This is a genomic window from Nonomuraea sp. 3N208 (assembly GCF_052245935.1).
GTDB lineage: Bacteria > Actinomycetota > Actinomycetes > Streptosporangiales > Streptosporangiaceae > Nonomuraea.
On the sequence record NZ_JBQQBR010000091.1, the window covers coordinates 1 to 11885 of the forward strand.

General features: G+C 68.0%; 12 protein-coding genes. 9 read left to right on the forward strand and 3 right to left on the reverse strand.

From position 1 onward, the window contains the following. Positions 1 to 320 precede the first annotated feature (320 nt). The 4 genes from ACTWPT_RS58700 (at position 321) to ACTWPT_RS58715 (ending at position 3329) form a co-directional block, all read left to right on the forward strand. Positions 321 to 836, forward strand: a complete 516-nt coding sequence (locus tag ACTWPT_RS58700; RefSeq protein ID WP_443186249.1) for an XdhC family protein — start codon at positions 321 to 323, stop codon at positions 834 to 836. Between the two features lie 524 nt (positions 837 to 1360). Then, a complete protein-coding gene (locus ACTWPT_RS58705) occupies positions 1361 to 1918 on the forward strand; it encodes a hypothetical protein (protein WP_443186250.1) in 558 nt (185 codons plus the stop codon). Between the two features lie 113 nt (positions 1919 to 2031). Next, on the forward strand, positions 2032 to 2973 hold the full coding sequence (locus tag ACTWPT_RS58710) for a hypothetical protein (protein WP_443186251.1): 942 nt from the start codon (positions 2032 to 2034) through the stop codon (positions 2971 to 2973). A gap of 68 nt (positions 2974 to 3041) precedes the next feature. Continuing rightward, entirely contained in the window at positions 3042 to 3329 is a 288-nt protein-coding gene (locus tag ACTWPT_RS58715) for a hypothetical protein (protein ID WP_443186252.1), read from the forward strand. Here ACTWPT_RS58715 and ACTWPT_RS58720 read toward each other — a convergent pair. Beyond that, complete coding sequence (locus tag ACTWPT_RS58720) at positions 3302 to 4072, reverse strand: DUF2267 domain-containing protein (RefSeq protein ID WP_443186253.1); 771 nt, start codon at positions 4070 to 4072, stop codon at positions 3302 to 3304. The two genes, ACTWPT_RS58715 and ACTWPT_RS58720, sit on opposite strands and share 28 nt — an antisense overlap. 65 nt (positions 4073 to 4137) lie before the next feature. After that, on the reverse strand, positions 4138 to 7545 hold the full coding sequence (locus tag ACTWPT_RS58725; protein WP_443186254.1) for a S8 family serine peptidase: 3408 nt from the start codon (positions 7543 to 7545) through the stop codon (positions 4138 to 4140). A gap of 134 nt (positions 7546 to 7679) precedes the next feature. Here ACTWPT_RS58725 and ACTWPT_RS58730 point away from each other — a divergent pair, with 134 nt between their 5' ends. From ACTWPT_RS58730 to ACTWPT_RS58750, 5 genes are all read left to right on the forward strand, one after another. Next, a complete protein-coding gene (locus tag ACTWPT_RS58730; protein WP_443186255.1) occupies positions 7680 to 8666 on the forward strand; it encodes a helix-turn-helix transcriptional regulator in 987 nt (328 codons plus the stop codon). 335 nt (positions 8667 to 9001) lie between these two features. Continuing rightward, complete coding sequence (locus ACTWPT_RS58735) at positions 9002 to 9166, forward strand: hypothetical protein (protein WP_443186256.1); 165 nt, start codon at positions 9002 to 9004, stop codon at positions 9164 to 9166. Positions 9167 to 9893: 727 nt separating this feature from the next. Then, positions 9894 to 10217: a hypothetical protein gene (locus tag ACTWPT_RS58740; RefSeq protein WP_443186257.1), complete on the forward strand. Its 324-nt coding sequence runs from the start codon at positions 9894 to 9896 to the stop codon at positions 10215 to 10217. Positions 10218 to 10406: 189 nt separating this feature from the next. Next, complete coding sequence (locus ACTWPT_RS58745) at positions 10407 to 10685, forward strand: hypothetical protein (protein WP_443186258.1); 279 nt, start codon at positions 10407 to 10409, stop codon at positions 10683 to 10685. Positions 10686 to 10836: 151 nt separating this feature from the next. Next, positions 10837 to 11346, forward strand: a complete 510-nt coding sequence (locus tag ACTWPT_RS58750; protein ID WP_443186259.1) for a hypothetical protein — start codon at positions 10837 to 10839, stop codon at positions 11344 to 11346. A 23-nt stretch (positions 11347 to 11369) separates the two neighbouring features. Here ACTWPT_RS58750 and ACTWPT_RS58755 read toward each other — a convergent pair whose 3' ends face one another. Next, positions 11370 to 11624 carry a hypothetical protein gene (locus tag ACTWPT_RS58755; RefSeq protein ID WP_443186260.1) on the reverse strand — a complete coding sequence of 85 codons (255 nt, stop codon included), beginning with the start codon at positions 11622 to 11624 and terminating at the stop codon, positions 11370 to 11372. Positions 11625 to 11885 lie beyond the last annotated feature (261 nt).

Below are 11885 nucleotides of genomic sequence, written 5' to 3' on the forward strand. Positions count from 1 at the left end.
AAGCACGGCCTGAACGCCCTGGACACGATCCGCCGAGCCTTCACCGGCCACCTCTGGATGCCCCCGATCGTCCTGACCGACTGACCAGCAAGCATCACAAAGCGTCACAGAGCTGATGAATGCTTACAGAAAAACGCCCCTCTAGGGGCAAAGTCGACGTTCTAGGACTGTGAACGTTCACAGACTTTCTTGAGCATGAGGATAAAGAAGAATCCGGCACTGGGGAAGAGAGAGTTTCGACCTTGTTTCGAGGCGGTGGCTGCCGGGTTTCCCAGCACGCGCTACGGCGGAGACGCGTCGCTTCGTGTCAGACTGCGGTTATGACCCACACCCATGACGAAGACCCGGCGTGTGAGGTGGCCCACAGCGAGGCTCCTACGGAGGAGGCCGGGCGGACGCTGGTCGCCGTCTTCGCTTCCCCGGTGGCCGGCTGCCTGCTGAGGTTCGGTGCCGAGCTCGGCTTCCGCACGATCCTTCTCGAGCCCGATCCCGGGCGTCGCCTCGGCGGGTTCACGGCGGAGACCGAGATCGGCGACTACGTCGACGCCACGGCCGATGTGGTGCTCACCGACCATCACCGCGAGGAGATCGGCCCCATTCTTCGCGACCTGCTCAAGTCGCCCGCCCGGTGGATCGGCATCATGGGCAGTCCCCGCCATACCGGGCCACACGTGCAGGCGCTGACCGACCTGGGTGTGCCGGCGGAGGAGATCGCCCGGGTGCACCGGCCCATCGGGCTCAACATCGGCTCCCGTACTCCTCCTGAGATCGCCCTCGCCACCCTGGCCGGGTTGATCGCCGACCGCAACGGGCGCCCCGGCGGCTTCGCCTTCTGAGGTGTCGTACGCACCGGCGGCGAAGTCGGTCCGTGCCGGCGGTCAATCCGGCGCGGAGTTCCCCTCAGAACGCGTTGCAGGTGTCGATGTCAGCGTTGGGCGATGCCCCTTGCGCGACAGCGACCGTCGCTGGAGCGGATGTCCGGTAAGGGCAGGTCGTCTCGACGTCTCCGATGAGGGCGCCACCTGGGCGCCACGCCGTAAGGAGAGTCGATGTCACACATGCCACAGCAGACCGCGTCCCCGGGAACACGGGACTCCCTGACCGCTCGTCTGCTGGCCGGTTCCGAACCACCCATTCGGTCTGCGGATGAGTCTGCCGAGGATATCGCGCATATGTTCTACCCGACTGGGTCAACTCTTGGTATCCTTGCGGTCACACAATGTGAAAGCTCCTGAGAGAGGCGGGTGCAGGTCATGCGGGCATGCCGGTTCGGTGGGGATCCGCAGGCGCTGACCGTGTGGTGCGCCCGCTGGTCGGCCGCCCACCGAGCGTGCCGGGCTCGAGCGGGAGGGTGCCGCGCATGAGTGAATTGCGCGCGATCGAGGCGGCGTTCGTCGCTGGCGGTCCGTCCGGGGTGGCCGTCCGCGACCGGTTCAAGAATCTCACGGCCGAGGACGAGCAGGTGCTGCGCCTGGTGGGCGCGCATCTGGGCGCGCTGGCCTGCGGTGATTTGAAGACGCGCTGCGCTGATGGGCTGGCGCACGACCACCAGGCGTGGGCGGTGCGCAAACGCGAGCTGACCGGGTTGTCGTCGTCGCGGTGGGCCGGGGCGATCACCAAGGCCAGCCACGATCAGTGGGCGCTGGCCCGCCGCTGCCAGGCCGCGCACATCGCAGGCCTGGAAGCCGCGATCGCCACCATCCGGCACCGGCTGTCGCTACCCGTGGGAGAGAAGGGAACCCGGAAGGCGCCGGGCGGATACCGCTCGCGGCAGGAGTGGCACGCCAAGAGCCGCCGCCTGCGCGTGCTGACCGACCGGCTGCGGCGGGAGAAGGCCGACCAGCAGGCCGGGATCGTGCGCATCGTGCGGGGCGGCAAACGCCTGGCCCGCACCCGGCACCACCTGCACGCCGCCTGACCGAGGACGAATGGCGGCAGAGGTGGGAGGCTGCACGCTGGTTCCTGGCCGCGGACGGCGAGTCCGGCAAGCGGTACGGCAACGAGACCATCCGCATCACTCCCGATGGGGAGGTGTCGATCCGGCTGCCCGCCCCGCTGGCGCACCTGGCCAACGCACCCCACGGCCGCTACATGCTCGCCTGCCGGGTGCATTTCGCGCACCGGGGCACCGAATGGCGGGACCGGGTCGAAGCCAACCGGGCCGTGGCCTACCGCATCCACCGGGATGTGCAGCGCGGACGCTGGTACATCACCGCCTCCTGGCAGATACCACCGGCCCCCACCATCCCTATGTCGGCCGCGCTCGCGCACGGCGTGATCGCCGTGGACACCAACGCCGACCACCTGGCCGCCTGGCGCCTGGACGTCCACGGCAACCCCATCGGCAACCCCCGCCACTTCCCCTACGACCTGTCCGGGAACGCCGACCACCGCGACGCCCAGGTCCGCCACGCCCTGACCCGGCTGCTGCACTGGGCCCAAAACTGCGGCGTGAAAGCGATCGCCATCGAAGACCTGGACTTTCAGGCGGAGAAGACCCGGGAGAAGCACGGCCGCCGCAAACGCTTCCGCCAGCTCATCTCGGGCATGCCCACCGGCAAGCTCCGCGCCCGGCTGACTGCGATGGCCGAGGCCACCGGTATCGCCATCATCGCCGCCGATCCGGCCTACACCTCCAAGTGGGGTGCCCAGCACTGGCAGGCCCCACTGACCAGCAAGAAACGCATGACCACTCGCCACGACGCGGCCGCCGTGGCGATCGGCAGACGCGCTCTCGGGCACCCGATCCGGCGACGGACGGCACCGCCCCCTGCTCACCGGAGCGATGAGCAGGGGCATCGGACCGCCCAGGCCCGAGCGGGCGCCCGCGGGCGTGAGGGACCCCGCCCCCGCATCCCCGGACCACGGACACGATCCGCGCTGCCCGGATACGGCGAGAACGCGGGCGACCAGAACGCTCAACACCGTTCGGAGCGTTCGACTGAGCACCTGCAACTCATGCTCAGTCCTTAGGAACGGTCTTCACCAGCGATCCGGGCGCCGGGTTCCCGTCCGGCGCCCCGGCGGGGGCGCCGGCGTCGATGAGCTGGCACGGCATTCTGCACGAGGTCGGTTTCGCCGTGGTCTCGTTGTCGTGGTTCGCGGCCTGTTTCGTGTTCCTGCGCCGGTTCGCCGCGCTGAAGCGCCGGGCGTGGGTCGCGGCCTGCGTCCTGGCCCCGGTCGCGGTCGTCGTGCTGGTCGCGTGGCCTGACCTGGACGGGTTCAGCGTGCGGCTGGTGGTCGCGTCGGCGATCCAGTTCGGGTTCCTGTTCGCCTTGGCGGCGGACCTGCTGCGCGGTCGTCAGGAAGCTGGGAGCAGGGGCGCGTAGTCGCTGGGCAGATGATCTGTCACGTCGAGGAACTCCTCGCTGGGGATGGACTCGCGCAACGTGGTGAAGACGGCCAGGGCGTGTTCGCGGGCGGTCTCCGGGGGGACGTGCTCGCGCTCGGCGATCCGGCGTATGAACTCCTCCGCCGGCATGCGGGTCGCCTTCACGGTCACGCCGCGTTTCAGCGGTGCGTGCAGCTGGACGGGTAGCCGGGTGATCAGGTCCTCGACCTCGCCGGGGGTGACGCGTTCTGCGAGTGTTTCCAGCACCGCTTCGGTGGCGCGGTGTGCGCCCGCGCGGTCCAGGCCGGCGCGTCCGGCCACCGCGTCCAGGAACCGCCCGGCGGGGACGATCTCGATGGGCTGGTGCCGGGCCTCCGCGAGCAGGGGCGCGAAGTCGTGGGGGAGGTCGGCCGCCAGGTAGGCGATCTCGTCGGGGCTCACGGTCTGCCCCAGAGCCCAGAAGACGGCGCGGGCGTGCCGATCGGCTGTTTCGAGGTCCACGCCTTCGCGCTCCGCTACGCGGTGGAGGAACTCGACGGCGTCGAAGGGTTCGGGGGTGCTTTCGGAATACAGCAGCCGCATGATTTCCGGGGGGACCTCGCCCATCAAATCGTGGCTCTGTTCCGTCGACAGCCGCTCGGACAGGGTCTGGAGCGTGGCTTCCACGGCGCGGTCGGCGGACTCGGCGCCGCCTTGCCCGATCCGCCGGCCCACGATCTTGACGAACTGCTCGTAGTCCATGTCCACCCCCGTACCGGTCCGTTACCCCGGAAGGGGCACGGGTGAGCAACCCGCGCCCCTCACGATCACCGCTTGACAGTGAATTGCGCGGTGAGCGGCCCCAGATCGACGGTGTACCTACCGGGCTCGGCGCGCCGCACGTCGAAGGAAACCCACGTGCCGCGGCCGGCCCGCACGGGGATGCCGCGCCGCTGGTCCACCTCGCCGTTGACGCGCAGCACGGCCGCGTACTCGCCGTCCTGTTCGCCCACGTTCTTCACCCATGCCTGGACCCGCACCCGGCCGGAACGCGATACCTCCGGCGTCACGTCCAGGTCGCTCAACGCGAACAGCGCCTCGGGACCGGCGACCCGGTCGTGCAGGAACACGTCGCTGTGCCGGTTGGTGTCGCCTTCGACGAGGTTCGCCGAGGTGCTCTCGTACACCACGTACCGGCCGTCGTCGCTGATCGACGGCAGGTCGGACCAGCCGTCGGCGTCGGCGCCCTTCGGCCCGGCCGAGAGGCGTTCGGTGACGCGGGTCGCGAGGTTGCGGACGAACACGTCGTTGAACCGGTTCGTGTCGCCGGCGACCAGCTTGGCCGAGTCGCTGTAGAAGGCGACCGTCCGGCCGTCGGCGCTGAGATTGGGGGCGAAGGACATGCCGTCGGCCTCACTGCCGTCGGCGGCCGCCGACACCAGCTCGGAGGTGTGCGTGGTCAGGTCGTGCACGTACAGCTGGCCGAGGCCCACGCCGTTGCTGAAGGCGACGTGGCGGCCGCCGGCGCTGATCACGGGCCCTGTGGTGGCCGTGTCCGGGTGCGGGCCCGTGACACGCTCCACCGTGCCGGTCTGCCGGTCGCGGACGAAGACGTCGATCACGCCGTTGGAGTCCCCGGGCACCACTGTGGAGGTGTCGCTCTGGAAGGCGACGTACCGGCCGTCGGCGCTGATCGTGGCCTCGCGGGAGTGCCCGTCGAGCTGGGTGCCGTCCGCCGCGGCGGAGATCCGCTCGGTGGTGCCCGTCTGGCGGTCACGGACGAACACGTCGCTGCGGTCGTTCGTGTCGCCGGGCACCAGGTTGGCCGCGTCGCTGATGAACACCGCGAAGCGGCCGTCGCCGCTGAGGCGCGGGGAGCCGGACAGTCCGTCCCCCTGGACGCCCTCGGACGACACCGAGACCCGCTCGGTCGTACCGGTCTGCCGGTCGTGAACGAACGCGTCCGTCTGCCCGTTCGTGTCCCCGGGCACGAGGTTCGTTGCGCCGCTGTTGAAGCCGGCGAAGCGGCCGTTCCCGCTGATCGTCGGTGAGAGCGAGAAACCGTCGGCCAGGCCGCCGCCGGACGGCACCGAGACCCGCTCGGTCGTCCTGGTACGGAGGTCGGTGGCGAAGATGTCCAGCTCGCCGTTGGTGTCGCCGTCGCCCAGGTTGGAGGCCGGGCTGGCGAAGACGACCACGCTGCCGTCGCCGCTCAGCTCCGGCCACCACGCGTCGCTGTTGGGCTGCCGCCCGTCCGAGCCCAGCGACACCCGCTCGGTGGCGGGCCGCCGCGGCAGCGTCAGGTCGGCGGTCCTGCTGCCCACGGAGGTCTGTACGGGCTCCGACCTGGATACGCCGGGGGCGTGCGCGGCGATCCGGTAATCGCCGTCGGGGACGTTCTCGATCACGTACCGGCCGTCCCTGTTCGTCGTCGCGGCCAACTGGTCGGGCACGTCGAGCACCGTCACCGTGGCACCGGGCACGCTCGCCCCGGTCGGGCCGTACACCACCCGCCCCGAGATCGTGCCCCACCGCGTGCGCTCCATGGCCAGGCGCACGTCGGAGAGACGGTCGGCGACGACGCGCACGGTGGCGCTCCGCTGCTTGTAGCCGAACCTGGACAGTGTCAGCTCATGCGTGCCGGCGGGCAGCCGCAGCTCGAAGCGGCCGTCCGCGCCGGTCTGGACCGCGCGGCCGTCCGCTCTGGCGACCGTCACGCCTGCCAGCGGGCGGCGGGTGCGTTCGTCGGTGACCGTGCCCTGCACGCCGCTCTTGAGCGCCGCCTCCGCGACGGCGGCGTAGGCGTCGACGCGGCCGTGGCCGACGCGCGGGTTCGGGCGGGCGCCGTAGCGGTCGTCTGAGACCGACGTGCCCGCCAGGATCTCCAGCGCCGCGTCCACGCCCAGGTCCGGGCGGGCCTCGCGCATGAGGGCGACCGTGCCCGCCACGTGCGGGGTCGCCATCGAGGTGCCGTCCAGCATGCCGTACGCGCCGCCGGGCAGGGCCGACAGCACGTCCACGCCGGGCGCCGACACATCCGGTACGACGTACGAGTCCGGCCACTCGGCGGGCGCGGCGAACCAGTCGTCCCGCTTGACCACGCCGCCGCAGGAGAACTCCGGCACCTCGTCGTTGACATCGGTCGCGCCCACGGACACGGCCTCGTGCACGTTGCCCGGGCTGCCGGACTGTCCCGGCGCGCAGTCGTTGCCGATGGCGAAGGCGGGGAACGCGCCGGCGAGGTAGATGTTCCTGGTCGGCTCGATCAGCTCGTCGGCGTACCCCTCGGCGCCCAGCGACATGTTGATCACGTCGGCCGGCCGGCCCGCGGGGGTGCCGTCGGCCGCGTACGGGGCCAGCGCCCACTGCATGCCGGCGACCACCTGGGCGAGCGTGCCCCGGCCGCCGGGGATGACCAGCCCGGCCATCAGCTCGGCGCCGGGCGCCACGCCGATCTGCGTGCCGGAGGCGTTCCCGCCCGCGATCGTGCCCGCCACGTGCGTGCCGTGGTAGCTGCTGTCATGCGGCTCGGTCGCCACCGGCTTGCCGTCCGGGCCGAACTCGATCCAGCCGCCCGGATGCTTCGGGTCCGCCGCGTCGGCGCTGACGAGCCTGCCCTTCAGGTCGGGGTGGCCGACGTCGACGCCGGTGTCCAGCACCGCGACGCGTACGCCCTTGCCGGTGAGGCCGCGCTCGCCCCGCACCCGGTCGGCGCCGATCTTGGCGACGCCCCAAGTCGTAGCCGGCGCTGCCGGGGCCGCGCTCTTTTGCGGGCTCTTCTCCGGCTCCGGGGCGGTGAGGGTGAAGTTCGGGATGATTCGGTCGACCAGTTCGAGCGCCGCCAGCGCCTCCAGGGTGTCGGGCGTAGCGCGCACCAGGACCATGTTCTTGAGCCAGAACGTGTTGAGCACCTGGTCGCCGCGCGATTCGACGAGCTGGACGACAGGGTCCTGGGTGGCCTCGGCGCTCGCGGCCAGCTCGGCCCGCGCCGCTGCTCGGCTCTGCGAGCCGTCCAGCGTGGGCGGTGGGGTGCGCAGGACCACGGCGGCTTCGACGCGTCCGCTTCTCAGCTGCGCGGTCAGCTTGGGGTCGATCTTCGGGCCCGGCTCCGGATCCGTGCTCGCGGCCGCCGCGATGTGGGGCGTCACCAGCGTGCCGAGCAGGACGGCCGATAAGGCCGATAAGAGGGCGGAATGCAGCAGGCGTCTGGGGGATCGGCGAGGGGATGGCGGCATGACGCTCCTTCGTTCAGGTGCCGCGAGGGACTGCTGCTGATGAACGCTGACATTCCCGGCCATTTCCTGACAAGATCAGTGGGTGACGACTTTCTGTCATGTGACGTAAACCCGACAGGAAGGGGAGGGCGGCCGTGCTGGAGGCGATCGGTCTCGAACCTCAGGACGAGGAGGTGTACGACGCGCTCGTCCGGCGTACCCAGGCCACCGTGACGGAGATCGTCCACGACTGCCATCTCCCCGCGTCGGCCGCCAGGCGCATCCTGCAGTCGCTGGTCGAGCTCGGCCTGGCCACCCGCTCGACCGGGCGGCCGGTGCGCTACGTCGCCGTCTCGCCCGACAGCAGCCTGGAGGCCATCCTGCGCGAGCGGGAACGCCAGCTGGACGGCGTCCGTACGCACATCAGGGCGCTCATGGACGTCTACCGCGCCAGCACCCGTTTCGCCCATCCCGGCGAGCTGATCGAGGTGGTCTCGGGGCGCGACGAGGTCAACCACCGGTGGGTGCAGCTGCAGCAGGACACCCGATTCCAGATGCGCGGGTTCGACCGGCCACCGTACGCCGACCCGCAGGAGCACACGGAGTCCAACCCGATCGAGCTCCAACTGCTCAAACGGGGCGTCAAGTACCGCGTGATCTACGACACCAGCGTGCTGGAGCTGCCCGGCTGGCTGGAGGACGTCACGGCCGGGATACGGCACGGTGAACAGGCCAGGATCGCCGCGGACCTGCCGATGAAGCTGGCCATCTCCGACGACCGGCTGGCGATCATCCCGTTGCTGCGGGCCGGGGACAGCGTGGTCGCGGCGTCGTACCTGATCCACGCGTCGCCGCTGCTCGACGCACTGTGCGCGCTGTTCGAGGCGGTGTGGGAGCGCAGCGTGCCGGTCCGGCTGACCGCGTCGGGGGCGGAGCCGTCACCGGACGGCGGGGAGCTGTCGCGGGACGAGGAGCGGCTGCTCACGCTGCTGGCTTCGGGCGCGACCGACAAGGCCGCAGGCCGGGCTTTGGGGTGGAGCGAACGTACGGTGCAGCGGCACATCACCAAGCTGATGCGCCGGCTCGGGGCGCGGACCCGCTTCCAGGTGGCGATGGAGGCCACCCGCCGCGGCTGGATCTGAGCCGTGGGTTGATCCGACGGCTGGGCGCGGCCCAGTGCGGCGGTCAAGATGAAGGAACAAGCAACCGCTTCGCCGCCCAATGGGTGGCCAACGCCATGTCCGGGGCGAAACTGATCGCCGGGCGCGGAGCCGACGACGGCACCATCGAACCCGCCCCCGACGACCACCCCGCACCCGCGCCCCCCACCTTGGTGCCGACTCGCCGGCCCTCTCCAGCCTCACCCCGCTGGAGGAACACCCCTGCTGAACGCAGCCGTCGTGGTGATCGCCCGCTCCCGCCAACGGAGCTCGCCATACAGGCCGCAGGTCCTCAGCCTGATCGGCCGCCCAGGGGCGTGGATGAGCAGGCCAAAGCGCTGGCCGCCTACCCCGACGACGACCCGATGGACCGGCCGCTCATCCTGCTGGTAGGGCGGTCGGGCAAGATGATGCACGATCGCCGAACGCGGACGACCGTCGCCGACTTCTCCCATCCTCCTGCGCTACGTCTGCAGCGTTGACCGCTGGCGCTACAACGGCGTGCGTGGCGTCGGGTTGTAACTGCACTTTGTCTCTTGACGCGAAGGCAAGGGACGTCGAAGCCTGCTCTGGTTACCGCGGCACGCTCGACCAGTACGCACCGGTGCTTTCGTTACGTCCCGCCTGACGATAACGGAGTGTGACGTACCGGATTGGATAAGTTTGTTTTCTAATTTGTGATAATCGCATGTCTTGTCGGATAAGTCGGATTTCTTTACGTTGATCGTCGGATGTTGATCGGCTCCGAGCCCGGCGGACAGTGTTTGCCACCTGCGGCGGAGAGCGACGGCTGGTGCCCCTGTTGGTGTCTTTCGTTGTGGTTCGGAGTGTGATGGCGCATGCGCCGGATTTCGTCATGGCGTCGTTCGGTTGGAACGATTCTCGCGCTCGTGGGTATGGCGCCCGGCCTGCTGGTGGTGCAGGGCAACCGGTGCTGGCGGCCGCCACGGCGGCGGAGCAGGATGCCGGAGCCTTACCGGTGATTCCCCAGCAGATGGCCCGTTCGGCCGCGGGGCTGCCATCCTTGCTTCCTGCCACGCAGGTGTCAGCGGCGGCTGAGGCTTCGGATGGGTGGCGTTCTGAGGTGAAGCGGCCTAAGCATGCGGTGCCGTTGGAGGACCCGGACGCCGGAGACGGCGCTTCTGGAAAATCCAGCCATGGGTTAGGACTACCCTCGGACCAGTACAGGCAAAGGCTTAAGAGAGATTAATGAACGAGATTGATGATGAGCGTCGGCGTGGCAATACGTCGACGATAGTTGCTGCATGGAGAGTGTTCTGGGCGCTTTGCATTGCCGGAGCCGTTCTGCTGGTGATGGCAAGCCAGATTATTCCAATCTATGACTATGCGTGGGATGATATGACTCCAGAACGCGTCGATGAAGATGCGCTTACAGTCGTGAGATGGTTTCTTCAACTTTCTTATTTTCCTGCCATTATCTCCATCGTCCTTCCGACTGGCTTGCGTAGCACGCGGATTTCCTCTGTAGTATTGGCTATCGTTATTTCGATACTTCTAATGCGACTGCCCTGACACTTCACGTCTCAACGTACCTTCCTGATGAGTTCTGGGAGTAAGGCTGCGGTTGCCCTCGTTATCTCTTTATGGTGGGGGATGCGGGGCAAAGCTAGAGGCCCAAGCCAATGTGCTCGAGGAGGCGCGTCAGATCGGCACAACTGTCTGGGAAAAGCGGTATGAAGGTCTCATGGGGACGATATCGACGTGACCCATGTGCTCGTGGTCAACGTCGGAGGCGACACCGAGGAGAAATCGCTTGAGAAGGCGACCGCTTACCTCCGGAGCCGGGGGTGGACTGTCTCTGTAGATGGCCTGCCGAGCGACGTATTCATGGAATCGTCCAAGTTCAAAGGCGCCAACCTCGCTTTGTATACGTTTAGCAACTCCAAAGAGAATGGCCATCCTGAGGTAATGGAGGCGATCAATCAGAAAGGCGTCCGACCTGGAGGGCTCGTAAGTGTCGCCGCGTACCAGGGATCGTAAATACTTTCCGCTCCTCAGGCGAGACCTCACGGTCGACTACAACGACGGCGCCTGCCCGCTGAAGGTCTCATACGGCACCATTCGCGATACGGCCTACTGAGGGGCAGTGGTGCAGCGCCATCGTGACTACAATCCATGGCAGTAGGGAGGTGTGACGGTGTTGCAGATAAGCGGTAAGTCCCTGGCTATTTCAACAATCGTAGTCCTGTCGGTCTTGAGCGCCCTCGCAGGCCTGGCAGTCTTGGGCATGACGTGGCTGTGGGGTGAGAAGTCTCTGGAAGTGGATCCTCGCGCCGTTCGCCAAGTCGAAGAAATTGGACACGTGACCGCCCAGACAGAGTCGAGGTTCGTGGAATCTGGCACCATAGTTGTGACGAAATACCTCATTCTCGACTTCCGGATTCCCGATGCCGGTAAAGCATTGAATGAGGCATCTAGGCTCCTGCAGGAAAAGGGCTGGGGAATCGTCGCAAAACTGCAGTCTGGGGGTGTGGAGATGGAGTCCGAGCATTGGCCGCACCACCTATTGACCATTGAAAATCCAGAAGATACATATCTGTCTCTTAATCGGGACTTGGAACGGGCACTCAGCGACGCCCAAGCGAAAGCCCGATATCCTGACGCTCTTGTGGTATTGAGGCTGCGGCGGATGGACGTGTGATCGCGACACACTTTGAGTTGATCTCAGCGGCGTGCGTGCTCGGTCCCGCGCAGATAGGCGACGTCCGAAGGGCGACGGATCAGGCGAGCCCGCCGACTCCACGTCTCGCTGTGGAGGTCCTTCGGCCCGCGAGCGTTGGCGAGGGCGCGCCCGTCCTCGAAGGTGACCGCGTCGATGAACCGCTCGTAATCGTCGGCCCGCCGCACGTGCCGGTCCTCCGCGACGACCATGCAGCCACGTACGGGCGTCCCGTCCGGCAACCAGTCAGCCCGCAGCATGAACAGCATCTTTCTCGAAGTCGTCTCGTACGACCCCGTCCTTGGCCGCAGACTTGTCGTTGTCCTGGAACGACTGCACGATGTGCCAGCCGAGCCGCCCCGCCGTCCCCTTGTCGACCTTGAGTTGGTCTTCTACAGTGACGTGATCTCAGCCAATTGCCGGTAGGTAGTCGTGCTCGAAATGGGTGAGGACAAGCGCTGCGCGGGCGATGTCGCCGATTCGGCTGGGGCTGACGGTGATGTGCTGGAGGGTTCGCCACC